Origin of the sequence: Pseudomonas kilonensis, assembly GCF_001269885.1 — a bacterium.
In the GTDB taxonomy this organism is placed as follows: Bacteria; Pseudomonadota; Gammaproteobacteria; order Pseudomonadales; family Pseudomonadaceae; genus Aquipseudomonas; species Aquipseudomonas kilonensis.
Genome location: NZ_LHVH01000017.1, coordinates 298,967 through 320,474 on the forward strand (window position 1 = coordinate 298,967; position 21,508 = coordinate 320,474).

The 21,508-nt window shown below is 62.7% G+C and carries 12 protein-coding genes; 3 read left to right on the forward strand and 9 right to left on the reverse strand.

From position 1 onward, the window contains the following. Window positions 1-153 precede the first annotated feature (153 nt). From AD662_RS07985 to speB, 4 genes are all read right to left on the reverse strand, one after another. Entirely contained in the window at window positions 154-1,542 is a 1,389-nt protein-coding gene (locus AD662_RS07985) for a sodium:solute symporter family protein (protein WP_053186491.1), read from the reverse strand. Window positions 1,543-1,700: 158 nt separating this feature from the next. Beyond that, window positions 1,701-3,245: a purine-cytosine permease family protein gene (locus AD662_RS07990; RefSeq protein ID WP_235862426.1), complete on the reverse strand. Its 1,545-nt coding sequence runs from the start codon at window positions 3,243-3,245 to the stop codon at window positions 1,701-1,703. A gap of 49 nt (window positions 3,246-3,294) precedes the next feature. Beyond that, window positions 3,295-3,702: a YybH family protein gene (locus AD662_RS07995; protein WP_018614404.1), complete on the reverse strand. Its 408-nt coding sequence runs from the start codon at window positions 3,700-3,702 to the stop codon at window positions 3,295-3,297. Window positions 3,703-3,711: 9 nt separating this feature from the next. Beyond that, window positions 3,712-4,662 carry an agmatinase gene (gene speB / locus AD662_RS08000; protein WP_003198979.1) on the reverse strand — a complete coding sequence of 317 codons (951 nt, stop codon included), beginning with the start codon at window positions 4,660-4,662 and terminating at the stop codon, window positions 3,712-3,714. A 306-nt stretch (window positions 4,663-4,968) separates the two neighbouring features. Here speB and AD662_RS08005 point away from each other — a divergent pair, with 306 nt between their 5' ends. Then, the gene (locus AD662_RS08005) at window positions 4,969-5,862 is read left to right on the forward strand and encodes a LysR family transcriptional regulator (protein ID WP_053186494.1); all 894 of its coding nucleotides are present in this window, start codon (window positions 4,969-4,971) and stop codon (window positions 5,860-5,862) included. Window positions 5,863-5,864: 2 nt separating this feature from the next. Continuing rightward, window positions 5,865-6,461, forward strand: coding sequence for a tRNA-uridine aminocarboxypropyltransferase (locus tag AD662_RS08010; RefSeq protein WP_053186497.1), 597 nt, complete (start codon window positions 5,865-5,867; stop codon window positions 6,459-6,461). Window positions 6,462-6,612: 151 nt separating this feature from the next. Here the strand turns inward: AD662_RS08010 and AD662_RS08015 are convergent, their stop codons facing one another. The 3 genes from AD662_RS08015 to AD662_RS08025 all read right to left on the reverse strand — a co-directional run bounded on the left by AD662_RS08015 (window position 6,613) and on the right by AD662_RS08025 (window position 11,856). Next, window positions 6,613-7,977, reverse strand: coding sequence for an HlyD family type I secretion periplasmic adaptor subunit (locus AD662_RS08015; RefSeq protein WP_053186500.1), 1,365 nt, complete (start codon window positions 7,975-7,977; stop codon window positions 6,613-6,615). A gap of 330 nt (window positions 7,978-8,307) precedes the next feature. Beyond that, complete coding sequence (locus AD662_RS08020; protein WP_046063049.1) at window positions 8,308-10,467, reverse strand: type I secretion system permease/ATPase; 2,160 nt, start codon at window positions 10,465-10,467, stop codon at window positions 8,308-8,310. Window positions 10,468-10,497: 30 nt separating this feature from the next. Next, entirely contained in the window at window positions 10,498-11,856 is a 1,359-nt protein-coding gene (locus AD662_RS08025) for a TolC family outer membrane protein (protein ID WP_018614414.1), read from the reverse strand. A gap of 454 nt (window positions 11,857-12,310) precedes the next feature. Between AD662_RS08025 and AD662_RS08030 the strand changes: the two genes are divergently transcribed. Next, complete coding sequence (locus AD662_RS08030) at window positions 12,311-20,134, forward strand: retention module-containing protein (protein ID WP_053186503.1); 7,824 nt, start codon at window positions 12,311-12,313, stop codon at window positions 20,132-20,134. 160 nt (window positions 20,135-20,294) lie between these two features. On the opposite strand, the gene AD662_RS08035 is transcribed toward AD662_RS08030, so the two are convergent. Continuing rightward, on the reverse strand, window positions 20,295-20,690 hold the full coding sequence (locus AD662_RS08035; RefSeq protein ID WP_003198995.1) for a YbaN family protein: 396 nt from the start codon (window positions 20,688-20,690) through the stop codon (window positions 20,295-20,297). Window positions 20,691-20,698: 8 nt separating this feature from the next. After that, window positions 20,699-21,286: a UPF0149 family protein gene (locus AD662_RS08040; RefSeq protein WP_053186506.1), complete on the reverse strand. Its 588-nt coding sequence runs from the start codon at window positions 21,284-21,286 to the stop codon at window positions 20,699-20,701. Window positions 21,287-21,508 lie beyond the last annotated feature (222 nt).

Below are 21,508 nucleotides of genomic sequence, written 5' to 3' on the forward strand. Positions count from 1 at the left end.
CGAGGGGATTTATCCCCGCTGGGCTGCGCAGCAGCCCTAAAGCAGTGGGCTCAATCTTCCTGGCACACCGGATTGCCTGGATTGGGGCTGCTTCGCAGCCCAGCGGGGATAAATCCCCTCGCCACAAGTGTGTTCGGCTTGATTCGGTTTCGCTCAAACCACCTTGGCCACCGCACTCGGCCGTGGCGACAACAAGCTCACCAGCACAAAACTCACCAGCGCCACGCTCAGGCTGTAGTAGATCGGCGTGTTGGCGTCCAGGCCGTCCTTGAGCATGAAGAGCAGCGCGGTCAGGAAGCCCAGCGACATGCTGGTGATCGCGCCGGCGGTGGTGGCGCGTTTCCAGTAGATGGCGCCGATCAGTGGGATCAGCATGCCGCCCACCAACAGGTTGTAGGCCAGGGTCAGGGCACTGATGACGTCGCTGACCACCAGGGCGATCACCAAGACCACCACGCCCATCAGCAGGGTCGCGATGCGGTTCTCGTGGACGTCGCCACTGCCACTCTCACGGCCCTGGCGCAGACGGGGCAGCAAGTCCTGGACCACCGTAGTGGACGCCGCGAGCAGGCCCGCTGCGGCGGTGGACATCAAGGCTGCCAGGGCGGCGGCGATCACCAATCCACGAATGCCGGTGGGCAGGCTGGTCTGGACGATGCTGGCGAAGGCGTTGTTGACGTTCGCAAGGTCCGGCAGCAATACCTTGGCCGCCATGCCGATCAACGCCCCGGCCAGGCCGTACAGCACGCAGTACAGGCCGGCGGCGGTGCCGGCGACTTTGGCCACGCCTTCGCTGCGGGCGGTGAACACCCGCTGCCAGATGTCCTGGCCGATGAAGATGCCGAAGAAGTAGATCAGGAAGTAGGTGAGGATGGTGTCCCAGCCAATCGCGGTGAAATCGAAGTAGCTGGCCGGCAAGGCCGCGACCATTGCGTCCCAGCCGCCGGCATCGACGATGGACATTGGCATCAGCAGGAACACCAGGCCAACGGTCATGATCAGAAATTGCACGATGTCGGTGAGGGTCAGCGACCACATGCCGCCGATGGTGGAATACAGCACCACCACGCCGCCGCCCACCAGGATCGACACCCAGAACGGCAAGCCGAACAGCACCTGCATCACGGTGCCGATGGCGATGGTCGAGGTGGCGCCGATCATCAGTGCGTAAACCAGCATGATCAACGCACTGGCCTGGCGCGCGGCCGGGTTGTAGCGGCGCTCCAGCACTTGGGTCACGGTGTAGATCTTCAGCTTGAGCAACGGCTTGGCGAGGAACAGGCTGAGGCCGACGATGCCCAGGCCAATGGCGCCGCACAACCAGAATCCGGAAATGCCGTAGACGTAGCCCAGGCGCACGGTGCCGATGGTGGATGCACCACCCAGTACGGTGGCGGCCATGGTGCCCAGGTAGAAGCCCGGGCCGAGGTTGCGCCCGGCGACCAGGTAGTCGTCACGGGTCTTGGCGCGGCGCATGCCGTACCAGCCGAGGGCGATCATGCCGGCGGCGTAGATGAGAACGACGATTAAGTCCAAAGCCATGGTGGCGTGTCTCCGATTGTCTTTTTTGTAGGAAGTCGAGATGGCGCCGTGGACAGATGGAGTTGTGGCGAGGGGATTTAGCGAAACGTCGCACCGCCCCGCTGGGCTGCGAAGCAGCCCCAAAACAGCCAACTCAATCTGTCAGGCACACCGAGATGTCAGGATTTGGGAGCGCTGCGCGCTCCAGCGGGGATAAATCCCCTCGCCACAGGTTCAGCGCTCGGCGAGACCGAACCCTTGCTCCGCGGATCCCCCGGCCCATACACCGCCGCCGGCTCTGGAAACAGCCCCAGCAACACCAGGTACACCACCGACGCCAGGCCCAGGGTCACCGGCAGGCTGATGTCGATCCCGCCGGCCAGTTCCCCCAGCGGCCCGACGAACTGCCCCGGCAGGTTGACGAAGCACAACCCCACCAGCGCGCTGGGGATCCATGCCCCCAGGCCGCGCCAGTTCCAGCCGTGGCTGAACCAGTAGCGCCCGCCGGTTTCGCCGCGGGTGAACACTTGCAGGTCATCCGGGCAGTAGAAGCCACGGCGCACCAGCAGGCCGATGATCATGATCACCATCCACGGCGTGGTGCAGGTGATGATCAGCACGGCGAAGGTCGAGACGCTCTGCACCAGGTTCGCCGCGAAGCGCCCGATGAAGATGAAGGCAATCGACAGCACGCCGATCAGCAGCGTCGCCTTGACCCGCGACAGCACCCGTGGAAACACGCTGGACATGTCCAGGCCGGTGCCATACAGCGACGTGGTGCCGGTGGACATGCCTCCGATCACCGCGATCAGGCACACCGGCAGGAAGAACCACCCCGGCGAAACCGCCAGCAATCCGCCCACGTAGTTGTTGGCCGCGATGTAGTCCGGCGCCTTGATCGCCACGATGGTGGCGGTGGCGAGGCCGAACAGGAACGGGATCAACGTCGCCAGTTGCGCAGCGATCACGGCCAGCATGATGCGGCGCTTGGGCGTGTTGCGCGGGATGTAGCGCGACCAGTCGCCCAGGAACGCCCCGAAGGAAATCGGATTGCTCATGGCCACCAGCGCCGCGCCGATGAACGCTGCCCAGAAGCCCGGCTGGCCGAGGCTGACCGTGCCGGCGAATTGGCTGTCGAAAGTCGGTGCGAAGGCCAGGATGCCCAGCAAAAACAGTAGGCTGGCCGCCCATACGGCGATGCGGTTGACCCACAACATGAAGCGGAAGCCGTAGATGCATACCGTCAACACCAGCAGGGCGAACAGGCCGTAGGCCAGGCCCAGGCTCAGGTCGGTTTCCGGCACGCCGATCAGCCGCTTGGCCCCGCCGATCAACGCATCGCCCGAGCTCCATACCGACAGCGAGAAGAACGCGATGGCGGTCAGCAACGAGAGGAACGAGCCGACGATTCGCCCGTGCACACCGAAGTGTGCCCCGGAAGAAACGGCGTTGTTGGTGCCGTTGAGCGGGCCGAACAGGCCCATCGGCGCGAGAATGATCGAACCGACCAATACGCCCAGCACAATCGCCCAGACCCCGGCCTGGAATGACAGGCCGAACAGCACTGGGAAACTGCCAAGCACGGCGGTGGCGAAGGTGTTGGCACCGCCGAAAATCAGGCGAAACAGGTCGCCCGGACCGGCGCTGCGTTCGTGGTCGGGGATCTGCTCGACCCCGTTGGTTTCAATGTGCGTAAGGCTTTTATCGTTATTGTTATTCATGATCTGCTCCGATCATCGAGGCGCATTCATCGTGTGTGAATGTCGCCTGTTGCTAAGGGGATGGCAGCCCTTCCGGCATTGCGGACAAATGTTCGTGACAGGCCAGCCATAGGCCTTGTTGTTCTTGGCGAAACACAATGGTTTCGCGCTCCTGGCTAAAGTGCTGCTCCCCTTGCATGCGCAGCTCGGTGGCCACGTCATGGATGAAAATCGCCACGTCCCCTTGCAGGCTGACGAAGGCGTTGCTCGAAGTGCAATTGAGCACCTCGAAGCCATCCTCGGACCGCCAGCGATCCCACAACGCCTGGTAGGCATCGCGTGACAGCAGGGGCTGTTCGAGGGTGTAGAACACGAAACTCGCATCGGCCGTGAACGCGCCGAAGTAGGCGTCGCGGTCATTGCGGGCGAAGGCCGACACCAATTCGGCGGCGGCCTTGAGAACCTGATCTCGATCGTTCATGACCGCACCTCAGCGATGAACCACGCCGGGCAATACGCAGAGCATCTCGTACAGCAGGTTGGCGCCCAGCAGCGAGGTGTTGCCGGTGGTGTCGTACGGCGGCGAGACTTCTACCAGATCGCAACCGACCAGGTCGAGGCCCTGGCAGCCACGGACGATTTCGATCGCCTGGATGGTGGTCAGGCCGCCGATTTCCGGAGTGCCGGTGCCTGGCGCCCAGGCCGGGTCGATACCGTCGATGTCGAAGCTCAGGTACACCGGGCCGCCGCCGACTTTCTCACGTACTTCGGCCATCAGCGGGGCCAGGGATTTGTGCCAGCACTCTTCGGCCTGGACCACGCGGAAACCCTGGTTGCGGCTCCAGTTGAAATCATCGGCGGTGTAGCCCTGGGCCCGCAGGCCGATCTGCACTACGCGGTCGCAATCGAGCAGGCCTTCTTCCACGGCGCGGCGGAAGGTGGTGCCGTGGGCGATTTTCTCGCCGAACATGTGGTCGTTCACATCGGCGTGGGCGTCGATGTGCACCAGGCCGACCTTGCCGTGTTTCTTGTGGATGGCCCGCAGGATCGGCAGGGTGATGGTGTGGTCGCCGCCCAGGGTCAGGGGGATGACGTTGTGTTCGAGGATCTTGTGGTACGACTCCTCGATGATCCGCACCGCGTCCAGCAGGTTGAAGGTGTTGATCGGCACGTCGCCGATGTCGGCCACCGACAGCGAGTCGAACGGCGCGGCGCCAGTGGCCATGTTGTAGGGGCGGATCATCACGGATTCGGCGCGGATCTCACGCGGCCCGAAACGGGTGCCGGCGCGCAGGGAGGTGCCGATGTCCAGCGGCACGCCGACGAAGGCAGCGTCGAGGCCGGCAGCGGTTTGCAAATGGGGGAGTCGCATCATGGTGGCGATGCCGCCGAAGCGCGGCATTTCGTTGCCGCCCAGTGGTTGGTGAAGAATCTTGTCCACGGGTAGGGCCTCATCGTTGTTTTATTTATCAGGGGCCGATTCTGCGAAAAGCCATTGCCGTGAAGAATCGCTGGCGGCAAATACTTAGTTCAGATTTTTCTAAACTAATGGCGGGTGGGGCGATAGACTCTCGCGATTGATGAGGTTAATGGTGGGTGCAAGCCTGTGGGAGCAAGGCTTGCCCGCGATGAGGTTCATGCGGTTTCCTCTGGAACCGAGGCGCCTGTATCGCGAGCAAGCTTTGCTCCCACAGATAAATCCCCTCGCCACAAATGTGCATTGACCTGCTTGTATGGAGACACCCTCATGGCCAACGCTCTACCCGACCTGAAACTGCTGCGCATTTTTGTCAGCGTGGTCCGGCACCAGGGGTTCGCCAATGCCCAGCACGAGCTCAACCTGTCCACGTCGGCCATCAGCACCTACATGAGCCAGCTTGAGTCGGCCCTGGGCCTGGTGTTGTGTCATCGCGGTCGGGGCGGGTTCAGCCTGACCAGCAAGGGCGAGTTGTTCCATCAGGAAACCTTGCGCCTGTTGGGCGAGCTCGAAGGGTTCGAGCAGTACGCGGCAGCGCTCAAGGGTGAACTGCGCGGCACGCTGAACCTGGGAGTGATTGACTCCACTGTCAGCGACAAGGCCTTGCCGTTCGCCGAAGCCATCGGTGCCTACAGCCAGGAGCATCCGGCGGTGCATTTGCACCTGTCGGTCATGAGCCCTTACGAGCTGCAACTCGGCGTGCAGGACAACCGCCTGGACCTGGCCATCGGTGCGTTCTCCACGCGCATGAGCGGGCTGGTCTACATGCCGCTGTACCGTGAGCAGCACTGGTTGTATTGCAGCAACCGCCACCCGCTGTTCAACGAGCGGCGCATCCCCGAACAAGTCATCACCCAGCAGCGCATGGTCGGGCGCGGTTACTGGAGCCAGGCCGAACTGGCTCGCCACGGCTTCAAGCACAGCGCGGCGACGGTGGAGAGCATGGAGGCGCAGTTGATCCTGGTGTTGTCCGGCGCCTACGTCGGTTACCTGCCTGAACACTACGCCCAGGCCTGGGTCGACAAGGGCGACTTGCGCGTGCTGCTGCCGGCGACCTTCGGCTATCAGGCGCCGTTTTCGATGATCGTGCGCCGTGGCCGCAGCCGCGAGCCGCTGATCCAGACCTTCCGCGATTTGCTCAAAGCTCACCTGAATCAGGCCTGACCATGTCCAGAACTCAATGCCCACGCTGCCAACGACCGCAAAGCCACTGTCTGTGCCCGTTGATCCCCAGCCTCGACAGCCGCACCCGTGTCTTGCTGTTGCAGCATCCCAGCGAAGTGAACCATGCCTTGAACACCGCCCGCTTGGCGGCGTTGGGGCTTAACAACGCTGAACTGATCGTGGGCGAGGTGTTCGAGGATTTGCCCAGTTTGCTCAATCAACCGGGTTATCAGGCACGGTTGTTGTTTCCGGCTGACGATGCACAGCCGTTGCAGGCGTATGCGCCTTCCGATGAGCCGTTGCTGCTGGTCGTGCCCGACGGCACCTGGCGCAAGGCGCGCAAGCTGCTGCACCTCAACCCGCTGCTGGCGGCGCTGCCGAGGGTGACATTGGCCGAGGGCGGGGTGTCCCGTTACCGCTTGCGCAAGGCACCGGGGCCGGGAGCTTTGTCGACGCTGGAGGCGATTGTCCAGGCGTTGCAGGTGCTTGAGGCGCCGGCGAGCTTTGAGCTGTTGCTGAGGCCGTTCGAGGCGTTGATCGAGGGGCAGATTGCGGCGATGGGGGAGGAGACGTTTCGGCGTAACCATGCTGGGAAATAAGTCGTGACTGTGCTGGCTTCATCGCGAGCAGGCTCGCTCCCACAGTTGATCTCCAGTGCATGCAAAAATCTGCTAACACCACAGAACCAATGTGGGAGCGAGCCTGCTCGCGATAGCGGTAGAGCAATCAAAGAAAGTCTCAGCTTAAGGCCTACCGCTCGCGCATCGCCTCGGTCCGCGCCTTCAATACCGGCTTGAGCAAGTAATCCAGGACACTTTTCTCCCCGGTGATGATGTCCACCGTCGCCACCATCCCCGGAATGATCAGCAACGGTTTGGCATCCCCACCCAAGTGATTTTTATCGGTACGCACCTGGATCAGGTAGAAGCTGTTGCCCTTGTCGTCGGTGATGGTGTCGGCGCCGATCAGTTCGAGCTTGGCGCTCATCCCGCCGTAGATCGTGTAGTCGTAGGCGCTGAATTTGACCATGGCTTTCTGGCCTGGGTGCAGGAACGCCACGTCCTGAGGGCGGACCTTGGCTTCGATCAGCAGGTTGTCTTCCAGGGGCACGATTTCCACCATGTCGTTGCCCGGCTGCACCACGCCGCCGATGGTGTTGACCTTCAGTTGCTTGATCACCCCATGCACCGGCGAGACGACGGTGGTGCGGGTCACGCGGTCGTCGATGGCGATGCTCGAGGCGGTGATTTTCGACAGTTCGGTGCGTTTCTCATTGAGGTCCTTGGCCGCCTCGGAACGGAAGGTCTGTTCCGATTCGTCGATCTTGCTCTTGATCTCGTTGATCGCCGATTCGGCTCGGGGAATAGCCAGGGTGGTGGCGTTGAGCGAGCCGCGGATTTCCACCGCGCTGCGTTTGAGCCGCAGGATCTCCACCGGCGACACCGCCCCGGTGCGCACCAGCGGGGCGGACATGTTCATTTCTTCTTGCAGCAAGGCCAGGGCCGAGCTGAACTGGCCTTGCTTGGAGCGAAATTCCGCCAGCTCCTGGGTCTTCTGCCGCAGTTGTTCGGTCAGGGTGCGTTGTTCGCTGGCCAGGCGCCGTTGCCGTTGTTCGTATAGTGAGCGCTCATCCTCGGCCACTTGCGGGGCCTTGGCGATGACCTCTGCCGAGAGCGCGAAGGGCCGCCCTTCAGCCTCGGCCGACAGGCGCTCGACCTGGGCGGTCAGGGCATAGCGGTCAGCCTCGCTTTCGCCCTTGTTCGACAGGAAGCGCGTGTCGTCCAGGCGCAGCAGGGTGTCGCCCTTGTTCACCATCTGGCCTTCACGGACGAAAATCTCAGTGACGATGCCGCCCTCCAGGTTCTGGATCACCTGGATCTTGCTCGACGGAATCGCCTTGCCTTCGCCGGTGGTGACTTCCTGCAACACCGCGAACTTCGCCCAGACCAGCCCCGTGATGATCAACCCGGCGGCCAGCCACACGGTCACCCGCGAGCGGCGGGGCGAATCCTGCAGCGTGGCGCCGGCGGTTTCCGGCATGAACTCGCTTTCGGCGCTTTTGCTGAAACTGCCGAAGTAGCTTCGGGCGGCTGAATCCGGTGTTTGAGCAGACATGGGGCGGTACCCGTTGGTTAGAGAAAATAAAGCCAAACACATCCCTGTGGCTTGAGAGGGTTATCTGTGGGAGCAAGGCTTTTGTGGGAGCAAGGCTTGCCCGCGATACAGGCGCCTCGGTTCCAGTGAGACCGCATCAGCTTCATCGCGGGCAAGCCTTGCTCCCACACAAACCTGCTCCCACACAAACCTGCTCCCACACAAACCTGCTCCCACACAAACCTGCTCCCACACAAACCTGCTCCCACACAAACCTGCTCCCACACAAACCTGCTCCCACACAAACCTGTTCCCACACAAACCTTGCTCCCACAGGTGGCGGTGTTGTTTCTATACCGCCGCAGAGCCCACCCGGCCCTTGCGCAGCGCATCGATCACCGCCTCTTTCGGGCCATCGGCCACGATCCGGCCGTTATCCAGCACCACCAAGCGGTCCACCAGGCTCAGCATCGAGGTGCGGTGGGTGACCAGCAGCACGGTCTTGCCCTGTACATGGGTATGAAGCTTTTGCCGCAAAACGTCTTCGCTGCTGTTGTCCATGGCGCTGGTGGGTTCGTCCAGCAACAGGATCGGCGGGTCGAGCAGCAAGGCCCGGGCCAGTAGCACAGCCTGGCGTTGGCCGCCGGAGAGCAGTTGCCCGCGCTCGCCCACCGGGCGGTCGAAGCCTTGGGGATGCTGGCGCGCCAGTTCGGTGACACCGGTCAGTTCCGCCACTTCCAACATGCGCGCGTCGCTGACGTAGCGGGCGCCCAAGGTGAGATTGTCCCGCAGGCTGCCAGCCAGCAGCGGCAGGTCATGGGCGACGTAGCCGATCTGTTGGCGCAGGTCGGCGACGTCCAGTTGTCGCAGGTCCAGGCCGTCCAGCAGCAGTTGGCCTTCCTCCGGCGCATAGAAACCCATCACCAGGCGCGCCAGGGTGCTCTTGCCCGAGCCACTGCGGCCGATGATCCCGACCCGTTCGCCGGGTTTGAGGCTGAAACTGATATTGGCCAGCGCCGGGGCATTCTGGCCGTTGTAGTGGAAGGTCACGCCGTTGACGTCCAGCGCGCCCTGCAATTGGGTGCGATCCAGGGGCCGCTGCTTGGCGTCACGCTCCTGGGGCAACGCCATCAGGGCATCGGTGCTGCGCATGGTGAGCTGGGCTTGCTGGTAACGGGTGATCAGCCCGGCGATCTGTCCGAGCGGGGCGAGCACCCGGCTGCCGAGCATGTAGGTCGCCACCAGCGCGCCGACGCTGAGGTTGCCGGCGATGATGCTGTAGACCCCGGCGACGATAGTCGCCATGCCCGCCAGTTGTTGCAGGAACAAGGTGCCGTTGGTCGCCAGTGCCGAGAGGTTGCGCGCGTGGCTGTCCAGGCGGGTGAGGGCGCCGTGGGTGCTTTCCCATTGATGCTGGCGCTCGCTCTCGGCGCTGCAGGCCTTGAGGGTTTCCAGGCCGCCGAGGGTTTCGATCAGCAGGGCTTGGCGCTGGGCGCCCAGCGCCAGGCTTTTTTCCACGGTGTCGCGCAGGCGCGCCTGGATGATCATCGCGAAGACAATGGTGATCGGAAACGCCACCACCGGAATCACCACCAGCCAACCGCCCAGCAGGCCGATCACCACCAGCATCAGCAGGGCGAAGGGCAGGTCGATCAGGCTGGTGAGGGTCACCGCGGTGAGGAATTCGCGCAGGCCCTGGAAGTCGTGGATGCTCTGGGCGAAGCCGCCGATGGTCACTGGCTTGGCCTTCATCGCCATGCCGGTGATGCGTTCGAACAGGGTCGCGGAGAGAATCACGTCGGTTTTCTTGCCGGCGGTGTCCAGCAGATGGGCGCGCACCACCCGCAATACCAGTTCGAAACCGGTGCCGATCAACAGCCCCACGGCCAGCACCCACAAGGTCGACGTGGCCTGGTTCGGCACCACGCGGTCGTAGGTCTGCATGACGAACAGCGGCACCATCAGGCCTAGCAGGTTGATCAGGAAACTCGCCAGGATTGCGTCGCTGTACAGCCAGCGCGACAGTTTCAAGGTGTCGCGAAACCACGCCTCGACCCGCGGCACCAGGGGCGAGCGCAGGTCTTCGAGTTCATGGCGCGGCCGGGCGAACAAGGCCTGGCCACTGTAGTCGAGGGTCAGTTCCTCGCGGCTGACCCACTGTTCGCCGCCGTCGGCTTCGCTGGGCAGGATCAGCGCCTTGCCATCCTCGCCCCAGCGCCTGAGCACCGCACAGCGCCCGCCCGCCAGGATCAGCATCACCGGCAGGTTCAGGGGGGAAATATCCGCCAGCTCACGACGCAACAGGCGCGCCTGCAAGCTTGCCCGGGCCGCTGCGCGCGGCAGCAGGTCCAGGCTCAAGCGTTGGTGCGCCATAGGAAGCCCGGCGCTGAGGCTGGCGCGACTGACCGTCGCACCATGGAGTTTGCAGAGGATCAACAGACCGTCCAGCAAGGGATCATCGAAGTTCAGGCGCGGGTCAGCGCTCGGGGTTGCGGGTTCCATGCTGGTCACGTCGGTTGCTCCCATATTTTTTCGAGGGGGCTACTTCAGTTCCGGCAGCCGAGCCTGGTTCTTGACTTCGGTCTGCGCGACCGCATCGGCCGGCAGCACGATCCGTTGTTTGTGCAACAGCAGGCCCATGTTCGCCAGCACCCGGTACATCGAGTACTCCTCGGTGTAACGCACCTCGGTGTAGCGACGGTTGGCGTTGTACAGCTCGTTTTCGCTGTCGAGCAGGTCGAGCAGGGTGCGCTGGCCGAGACCGAACTGATCCTGGTACGCGGCGCGCACGCGGGCGGTGGTGTCGGCATATTCGCGGGCGGTGGGGGTCTGTTTGCGGGCGTTGAGCATCGCGTTCCAGGCCAGGCGTGTGTCTTCGTTGAGCTGGCGCAGGGCATTGTTGCGGATGTCCATGGCCTGGTTGATCTGGTGGGCGTTGGACGCCAGCCGCGCCTTGTCGCTGCCACCGCGGAACAGGTTGTAGTTCATCACCACGCCGACCCGCCAGTTGTTGTCGTGGCCTTCTTCGCCACCGATGTTGTTATTGGCGCCCACCGCCGCCTCGGCGTCGAAGCGCGGGTAGAACGGCGACTTCGCCACTTCGTACTGGCTCTCGGCGGACTGTATGTCGGCCTGGGCCGATTTCAGGTACGGGTTGTTATCCACCATGCTTTGCTGGGCTTCGCGCAGGTCGGCAGGGAGTTCGCCTTTGGTCGAGGGCGGCGCTTCCAGTTCATCGGGCATGCGCCCGACCACGCTGTAGAAGTTCGCCTCGGCGTCGGCCAGGTCGACCTGGGCGGTGTCGTAGTTGTTTTCCGCCAGGGCCCGACGGGCGTTGGACTGGTCGGAGTCGGCGTTGCTGCCTACCCCACGCTCGGTGCGCAGGCCGATCTGGTCGTTGACCCGCATGTGCGCTTGCAGGTTGTTCTTGGCCAGGGTCACCAGCTCGCGACGTTTGAGCACTTCCAGGTAGACCTCGATGGTGCGCAGTGCCAGATCCTGGGCGGTGCCCTGGGCGTAATAGGCCCGGGAGTTGACCACGCCCTGGGTGCGCTGCACTTCATTGGCGGTGTTGAACCCGTCGAAGATCATCTGCCGCAGGCGCAGCTCCGATTGGGTGTAGGTCAGGATATTGGTGTGGTGATTGCCCAAGGCCCGGGTGTTGGTGTTGTCGCTATAGCCACGACCGTAACCGGCATTGAGATCCACCGATGGGAAAAAGCCCCCTCGGGCGACTTTGACGTCTTCATTGGCCGACAGACGGCTGTCCACCCGTTGTGCCAGCTCCGGGTGAGTGGCGATGGTGCTCTGGATCGCTTCGGTCAAGGACAGGGCCTGCGCCTGAGAAGAGCAGGCCATGGCCAGCAAAACCGCGCTGCAGAGGGGGGTTAGAACGCGCATGGGGTGCATCTCCTGAGGTCTGTAGTGCTTCGCTTGTCGCCAATATATTGACGTATTTAAGATCAAAACCGTTTCAACCTTGTAACAACACAGCTAAGAACATCCTGAGCAAAACCTAAGAAGAATTTCTCATAAGACTTATGCCGAAAAAAACTTATGTGCTTGAAAAAAACCGGCACATTGTTCAAAGCGAAAGCCTTTGAATCTGCGGGTTCCGACGGCTTTTAGGCGTCAATAAAAGTTCCATGCAGATTTTTAAGCAACGTGAAGAAGTGTCGAAAGAGCGATCTGTGAGGCGGTTCTAGGTGACGGTTTTTTGTCGTTTTGGCGAATTGCCAGCACTTTCTGCTTTCACGAAAGCTGGCAGATTTTCCAGCTTTTTTGGTCGCCAACCCGAGGACGGATTCTTCACCCAGACAGGTGCCGATTGCGGTCGGCAACGGAGGAAATGCACATGGCAGCGCTCATCGGTATCGTCAGCAAAGTGGTCGGGCAAGTTTTCGCAGAAGCGGCCGGTGGCCTGCGGCGGCCTCTGGTCGAAGGCGATCGGCTTTACGCCGGCGAACACCTGGTCACCGGTGCCGAAGGGGCCGTGGCTGTTCATATGCAGAACGGCCAGACCTTGACCCTGGGCCGCGAAAGCAACCTGACCCTGACCCCGCAGTTGCTCGCCAACCATGCGCCTCATGTCGACACGCCCGACGCGGCGGCACCGAGTGACGCGCAACTGACCGATGTGCAAAAGCTGCAGCAAGCCATCGCTGCCGGTGCCGACCCCACCCAGACCGGTGAGGCCACGGCCGCGGGCCCCGAGGGCGGCAATCCGGGGGGCGTGGGCGGCGGGCACAGTTTTGTGCTGCTGGAAGAAGTCGGCGGGGAAGTCGATCCGCTGATCGGTTTCCCTACGGCCGGGTTCAACGGGATCCCCGAGTTTCCACCGCTGCGCCTGGCCGGTGATCCGGACAACACGGGCGACGATGCAACCGTGCCGCCGGTGACACCGGATAACCCGGTGACCCTCGACGGGGTCAATGTCGAGGGCGGCGAGCTGACCACCAACGAGGCCAATCTGGCCGATGGTTCGGCCAGTAATCCGGGGGCGCTGGTGCAAAATGGCACCTTCACGGTTTCCGCGCCTGACGGGCTGAGCAGCCTGAGCATCGGCGGTATCAACGTGATCAGCGGCGGCGTGCCCGCAGGCTTCCCCCAGACAATTACATCGCCTCTGGGCAACACGTTGACCATCACCGGTTATGACCCGGCCACGGGGGTGGTCAGCTACAGCTACACCCTGACGGACAATGAAATCCATCCTGCCGGTGGCGGTGCCAACAACATTACCGAGCAGTTCCCGGTGGTGGCGGTTGACACCGACGGCGATACGGCCACCGGCACCCTGGACGTCAACATTACCGATGACGTGCCCCAGGCGATCGACGACAGCCACGCCAACACGGCGTCGGAAACCCTGGTGACCCTCACCGGCAACGTATTGCCCAACGACCATCAGGGCGCCGACCGGATCCCCACTGGTCCCGACAGCGGGCCGATCATCGGCGGGACGTTCACCGGCACCTACGGCACCCTGGTGCTCAACCCCAACGGCACGTACACCTACATCCTGAACACCAGCGACCCGCAATTCGTCGCGTTGCATGGCGGGGGCAGCGGCACTGAGACGTTCACCTACACGCTGACCGATGCCGACGGCGACACCAGCACCGCCAACCTGGTGCTGCAAGTGCACAACAACGACGACCCTGTGGTGTTGGTGGGCCTTGATGCCGAGGGTGGTGAGCTGTCGCTGCAAGAGAAAAACCTCAGCGACGGCAGCAGCCCGGATGCATCGGCGCTGACTCAAAGCGGCACCTTTACCGTGACTGCGTTGGACGGTGTGCAGACCTTGATCGTTGGCGGCATCAACGTCGTCACGGGCGGCGTGGCAGCGGGTTTCCCTCAGTCGATTACCACCGCGCTGGGCAACACCCTGACCATCACCGGTTTCAACGCTGCGACTGGCGTGGTCAGCTACAGCTACACGCTGCTGGACAATGAAGCCCATCCAAACGCCAACGGCGCCAACAGCCTCAGCGAACAATTTGCGGTCGTCGTCACCGACGACAACGGCACCACGTCCAACGGCAACTTGGACGTGAACATCGTCGACGACCTGCCTAAAGCCGTGGACGACAGCAACGCCAGCACGGCTTCGGAAACCAACCTGACCCTGACCGGCAGCGTGTTGACCAACGACACCCAAGGTGCAGACCATGTGGCGTCCGGCCCAATCACCCCTGGCACCTTCACCGGCACTTACGGCACCCTGGTGCTCAACGCCGACGGTTCCTACACCTACACCCTCAACACCGCTGACGCCGATTTCAAAGGCTTGCACGGCGGTGGCAATGGCAGCGAAACCTTCACCTACACCCTGACCGATGCCGACGGCGACACCAGCACCGCCAATCTGGTGCTGCAAGTGCACAACAACGACGACCCGGTGATCATCACCGGCCTCGACACCGAAGGCGGTGAGTTGTCATTGCAGGAGAAAAATCTCAGCGACGGCAGCAGCCCGGATGCATCGGCGTTGACTCAAAGCGGCACCTTTACCGTCACCGCGTTGGACGGTGTGCAGACCTTGAGCGTTGGCGGCATCAACGTCGTCACCGGCGGTGTAGCGGCTGGTTTCCCTCAGTCGATTACTACCGCACTGGGCAACACCCTGACCATCACCGGTTTCAACGCTGCGACTGGGGTGGTCAGCTACAGCTACACCTTGCTGGACAATGAAGCCCATCCAAACGCCAACGGCGCCAACAGCCTCAGCGAACAATTTGCGGTCGTCGTCACCGACGACAACGGCACCACGGCCAACGGTAACTTGGACGTGAACATCGTCGACGACCTGCCTAAAGCCGTGGACGACAGCAACGCCAGCACGGCTTCGGAAACCAACCTGACCCTGACCGGCAGCGTGTTGACCAACGACACCCAAGGTGCAGACCATGTGGCGTCCGGCCCAATCACCCCTGGCACCTTCACCGGCACTTACGGCACCCTGGTGCTCAACGCCGACGGTTCCTATACCTACACCCTCAACACCGCTGACGCCGATTTCAAAGGCTTGCACGGCGGTGGCAATGGCAGCGAAACCTTCACCTACACCCTGACCGATGCCGACGGCGACACCAGCACCGCCAACCTGGTGCTGCAAGTGCACAACAACGACGACCCAGTGATCATTACCGGCCTCGACAGCGAAGGCGGTGAGCTGTCGTTGCAGGAGAAAAACCTCAGCGACGGCAGCAGCCCGGATGCATCGGCGTTGACTCAAAGCGGCACCTTTACCGTCACCGCGTTGGACGGTGTGCAGACCTTGAGCGTTGGCGGCATCAACGTCGTCACCGGCGGTGTAGCGGCTGGTTTCCCTCAGTCGATTACTACCGCACTGGGCAACACCCTGACCATCACCGGTTTCAACGCTGCGACTGGGGTGGTCAGCTACAGCTACACCTTGCTGGACAATGAAGCCCATCCAAACGCCAACGGCGCCAACAGCCTCAGCGAGCAATTTGCGGTCGTCGTCACCGATGACAATGGCACCACGGCCAACGGCAACCTGGATGTGAACATCGTCGACGACTTGCCGACCGCTCACGCGGATTCCGCCTCGGTGGATGAGGGCGGGACGGTCAGTGGCAACGTCCTGAACAACGACGAAGGCGGCGCCGATGGGCCGGCCGCGAGTGGTGCCGTGATCGGTGTGCGTGCAGGCAACGACACCTTGACTCCGGCGATTGGCGGCCTGAACACCCAGATCAACGGCACCTACGGCTACCTGACCCTGGACGCCAATGGCAACGCCGTCTACCACAGCAACCCGAACACCGTCAGCGCCCCGGGCGCGACCGATGTTTTCACCTACACCGTGCGCGACGCCGATGGTGATGAAAGCACCACCACCATCACCATCGATGTTCATGACGTCTGCCTCGTCGCCACGCCAGACCAGGAAATCAGCGTCCACGAAAAAGCCCTCGACCTGACCCAGGATGGCCAGGACCTGGCCCCCGGCACCGTCACCGGCAGTGACCCGAGCGCCACCAGCGAGACCGCCAGTGGCAGCCTTGTCGGCTCGATCAGCGGTGCCGTGGGTGCAGTGACCTTCGCGCTGGTGGGCAATGCCAACGGCGCCTACGGTCAACTGTCGCTTCAGCCCGACGGCTCCTACACTTACACCCTGACCTCGCCAGCCACCACCACGCCTAACGCCAACGATGGCCCGAACGTGTTGAGCGAAAGCTTCACCTACCAGGCCACGGACTCGTTGGGCAACACCGTCACCAGCACCATCGTCATCGACATCGTCGACGACGTGCCCAACGCCCATGCCGATTTCGCCTCGGTGGTGGAGGGCGGCACGGTCAACGGCAACGTGCTGGACAACGACGTACTTGGCGCGGATGGCGGCATGGTGATCGGCGTGCGCGCCGGCAATGACACCTCGAATCCTGCCGTCGGCGGCCTGAACACCCAAATCAACGGCACCTACGGCTACCTGACCCTGGACGCCAATGGCAACGCCGTCTACCACAGCAACCCGAACACCGTCAGCGCCCCGGGCGCGACCGATGTTTTCACCTACACCGTGCGCGACGCCGATGGCGATGAAAGCACCACCACCATCACCATCGATGTTCATGACGTCTGCCTCGTCGCCACGCCAGACCAGGAAATCAGCGTCCACGAAAAAGCCCTCGACCTGAACCAGGACGGCCAGGACCTGGCCCCCGGCATCGTCACCGGCAGCGACCCAACGGCTACCAGCGAGACCGCCAGTGGCAGCCTTGTCGGCTCGATCAGCGGTGCCGTGGGTGCAGTGACTTTTGCGCTGGTGGGCAACGCCACGGGTGCCTACGGTCAACTGTCGCTTCAGCCCGACGGCTCCTACACTTACACCCTGACCTCGCCAGCCACCACCACGCCTAACGCCAACGATGGCCCGAACGTGTTGAGCGAAAGCTTCACCTACCAGGCCACGGACTCGTTGGGCAACACGGTCACCAGCACCATCGTCATCGACATCGTCGACGACGTGCCCAACGCCCATGCCGATTTCGCCTCGGTGGTGGAGGGCGGCACGGTCAACGGCAACGTGCTGGACAACGACGTGCTTGGCGCGGACGGCGGCATGGTGATCGGCGTGCGCGCCGGCAATGACACTTCAACCTCCGCTGTCGGTGGTCTCAACAACCAGATCAACGGCACCTACGGTTACCTGACCCTGGACGCCAATGGCAACGCCGTCTACCACAGCAACCCCGACGCGGTCGGTGCAGCAGGCGCGACCGATGTATTCACCTACACCGTGCGCGACGCCGATGGTGATGAAAGCACCACCACCCTCACCATTGACGTGCACAACAGCTGCCTCATCGCAGAAACCGACCACGACATTACGGTCTATGAAAAAGCCCTCGACCTGACACAGGACGGCCAGGACCTGGCCCCTGGTACCGTCACCGGCAGCGACCCGAGCGCTACCAGTGAAACCGCCAGCGGCACCTTGGTCGGTTCGATCAGCGGTGCCACTGGCGCTGTCACCTTCACCCTGGTGGGCAGCGCCAGCGGCGCCTACGGCCAGTTGCTGCTCCACCCGGACGGTTCCTACACCTACACCCTGACGTCGCCCGCCACCACCACGCCCCACGCCAACGATGGCCCGAATGTGCTGAGCGAAGATTTCACCTATCAGGCCACGGACACCCTGGGCAACAGCACCACCGGCAACCTGGTGGTCAGCATCGTCGATGACGTGCCAACGGCCATTGCGTCCGAGCGTTCGGTCACGGCGGTGGAGATCGATACGAACCTGCTGATTGTGCTCGACGTATCCGGCAGCATGAAAGACGCCTCCGGCGTGTCGGGGCTCTCGCGGATGGATCTGGCCAAGCAGGCGATCAGCGCCTTGCTCGACAAATACGACGACCTGGGCGATGTGAAAGTCCAGCTCGTGACCTTCAGCGGCAGCGCCACCGACCAGAGCACCGTGTGGGTGGATGTGGCAACGGCCAAGACGCTGATCTCCGCGCTGAGCGCCCACGGTGACACCAATTATGATGCTGCCGTGGCGATGGCCAAGACGGCGTTCGCAAATCCCGGCCAACTGACCGGCGCACAGAACGTTGGTTATTTCTTCTCCGACGGCAAGCCGACCCTGGGTGAAATCGGCTCGGCGGATGAAACCGCCTGGAAAGCCTTCCTCGACGCCAACGGCATCAAGAACTACGCCATTGGCCTGGGCAGCGGCGTCAGCAATGCTCACCTCGACCCGCTGGCCTACGACGGCAGCGCCCACACCAACACCAACGCGGTGGTGGTCACCGACCTGAACCAGCTCAACTCGGTGCTTTCCGACACCGTGCAAGGCGCGCCGGTCACCGGCAACCTGCTGGGCGAGGGCGGTTCGTTCGGCGCCGATGGCGGGTTTATCAAAAGCCTGGTGGTCGATGGCACCACGTACAGCTACGACCCGGCGGCCAACGGTGGCCATGGTGCACTGACCGCCAGCGGCGGGCTCAACCATGGCTCCTTCAATACCGCCACCAACACACTGAGCATCGCCACTGACCACGACGGCACCCTGGTGGTCAACCTCGACACCGGTGCGTTCAGCTACACCTCCCAGACCGCCACCGGCACCTTGATCACCGAACACATCGGCTACACCGTCAGTGACCATGACGGGGACCTGGCAAGCTCCAACCTGGTGATCAACGTCGTGCCCAACAGCCCACCGATCGCTGTCGACGACAACATCATCACCAACGTGCTGTCGGGCAACATCGTGATCCCGGGTGAGTTGCTGCTGGGTAACGACAGCGACGCCAACGGCGATCCGCTCACCGCTTCACCCACCAGTTTCAATACCGGTTGGACCGCCAAAGGCGGGGATTTCACTGGCAGCACCGGCACGGTCAGTTTCACCGGCAACAACGTGCAGTCGATCAACCTCAGCCGCAGTGCCTTCGTCGCCAATACCGCGAGCATGACGGCGATGCTGGTGGTCAGCGGTGCACTGGGGATGGTGTCCAATAACAACGCCAACGATGAGGACCGGCTCAACATCAGCCTCAAACAGGGCGAAACCCTCACCCTGGACCACAACCTTTCGGCCGGTCGCATTGCGATGGAGTATTCACTCAACGGCGGGCCATTCATTGCGATCAACGATGGCGCTTCGTTCACCGCGGCAGCGGATGGCAACTACCAGATCCACGTCACCAACATCCCCAATCCCGGCGGCGGTAATTCCAACGCGGCGGAAAACTATCAACTGACCCTGACCGTTGACTATGCGGGGGCGCAGGACAAAACCCCGGATTACCACGGCAGCTACACCGCCAGTGACAACCACGGTGGCAGTGACAGCGCATCGGTAGACATCAGCTATCAGGCGGGCCATACCCTGACCGGCACCACCGGGGACGATGTGCTGATTGCCGGCAACGGTGACAACACCCTCAATGCGGGCGATGGCAACGACATCCTCAGCGCCGGTTCGGGCAACAACACCCTGCATGGCGGGGCAGGCGATGATTTGCTCTACAGTGGCGCGGGGAATGATCTGCTTGACGGCGGTACGGGCAACGACACCGCGAGCTATGCTCACGCGACCGCCGGGGTCACCGTCAACCTGGGCCTGTTGGCGGCGCAGAACACCCTTGGCGCCGGCACCGACACACTGGCAGGCATCGAAAACCTGATGGGTTCGAGCTTCAACGACACCCTCACCGGCGACGGGGCCAGCAACCGCATCAACGGCGGATTGGGCCATGACGTGCTTAATGGCGGTGGTGGCGATGACTTGTTGATCGGCGGCCTGGGCAACAACACCCTGACCGGCGGCAGCGGTGCCGATACCTTCCAATGGCAGGCAGGCAACAGCGGTCACGACGTGATCACTGACTTCGCGCCCGGCGTCGACAAACTCGACCTGTCCCAGCTGTTGCAAGGGGAGAACGGCAGCGCGGCGTCACTGGATGATTACCTGCATTTCAGCGTGAGCGGCAGCGGTACTTCGGTCGTCACCAGCATCGATGTCAGTGCCATTGCCGGCGCCACGCCGAACCAGACCATCGACCTGACCGGCGTCAACCTCGCCAGTCATTACGGCGTCACGCCGGGGGCGGGGGGCATCATCGGCGGAGCGGACACGGCGACCATCATCAATGGGATGTTGAGTGATCATTCGTTGAGAGTGGATACGGTGTGAAGGCTGTTGTGGCGAGGGGATTTATCCCCGCTCGGCTGCGAAGCAGTCGCAAACCGGTCGGTAGGGGCTGTCTGTTGCAGCGCGGCGCCTGGTTTTGGGTTGCTTCGCAACCCAGCGGGGATAAATCCCCTCGCCACAGGAGAAGGCGCCGTACTCATGCTCAGGGTTTGCGCAATGTTTTCTGCTTGAGGATATAAACCGTCACCAGCACCGCGCTGGTGAGCATGAACCCCCGGGCCCACGGTAGGGGCACCAGGTAGCAGGAAAAGAGGATGCTCGCCCACATCAGCCCGATGGCATAGACCTTGCCCTTGAGCGGGATGCCGTTGCCGCTGAGGTAGTCGCGGATCCACGGGCCGAGGCGGGGATGTTCTACCAGCCATTGGTAGAAGCGCGGCGAGCTGCGGGCGAAACAGGCTGCCGCCAGGAGCAGGAAAGGGGTGGTGGGCAGAACGGGTACGAAGATGCCGATAACGCCCAGCGCTACGCTCAGCCAGCCAATGGCCAACAGAACGTAACGCAGGATCAGCGGGCGATTGCCAACGGGCGAGGGCACCCGGTCACTCAGTGGTGGCGAGGCTTGAGGATCGCCGGTTTCTCGTCCGGTGCGTTGCACAGCAGGTACAGGGCGGTGAGGGCTTCCGGGATCTGGACGATCATGTCGTCCATCAGGTTGGCGTCGGCGGCGATGTCGGAAAACTCCGGTTGCTCGTCGAACAGGCCGGAACCGACCATGATCGGCAGCAGCATTTCGCTGACTTCCTCTTCGGCGGTTTCGAACCAGGCGGCTTCGCGCAGGAACACACCTTCCATGAAGCCGATGCACCAGCCACGCAATTCCGAATCGTCCGGGTCATCACCCAGGTCCAGGTCGCACGGCAATTCGAATTCTTCGTCGGAGGCCAGTTGACGGGCGATGTGGGCCTTGAGGCCGATCAGCGTGGCTTCGATCTCGGCACGCTGGGCTTCGTCGCTGTAATGCGGCTCTTCGGCGAACAGGGCGTCGATCCACTCACGGTCCGGCACCGTTTCTGCGCAGATGGACAGGGCGGTCAGATAGCCGTGAGCGGCCACGTAGTCCAGCGCCTCTTCGTGCAGCTCATCGGCGTCGAGGAAGACTTGCAGGCGGGTCAGTTGCTCAGCGAAGGACATTACGGGCTACCTTGGGGAATAAACAATGCGGGAATTCTAGGCCTTCTTGAGCGCCCAGGCCAGCCGCGTGGCGTATTTGCCCCTCCCTAGGAGGTGAAATAGGGGCATGGAGAAAAAAACAGGGATGGACGCGGTCCCTGTGGCGAGGGGATTTATCCCCGTTGTGGGAGCAAAGCTTGCTCGCGAAGCAAGCGCCTCGATTTCTGAAGGCGAGACCGCGTC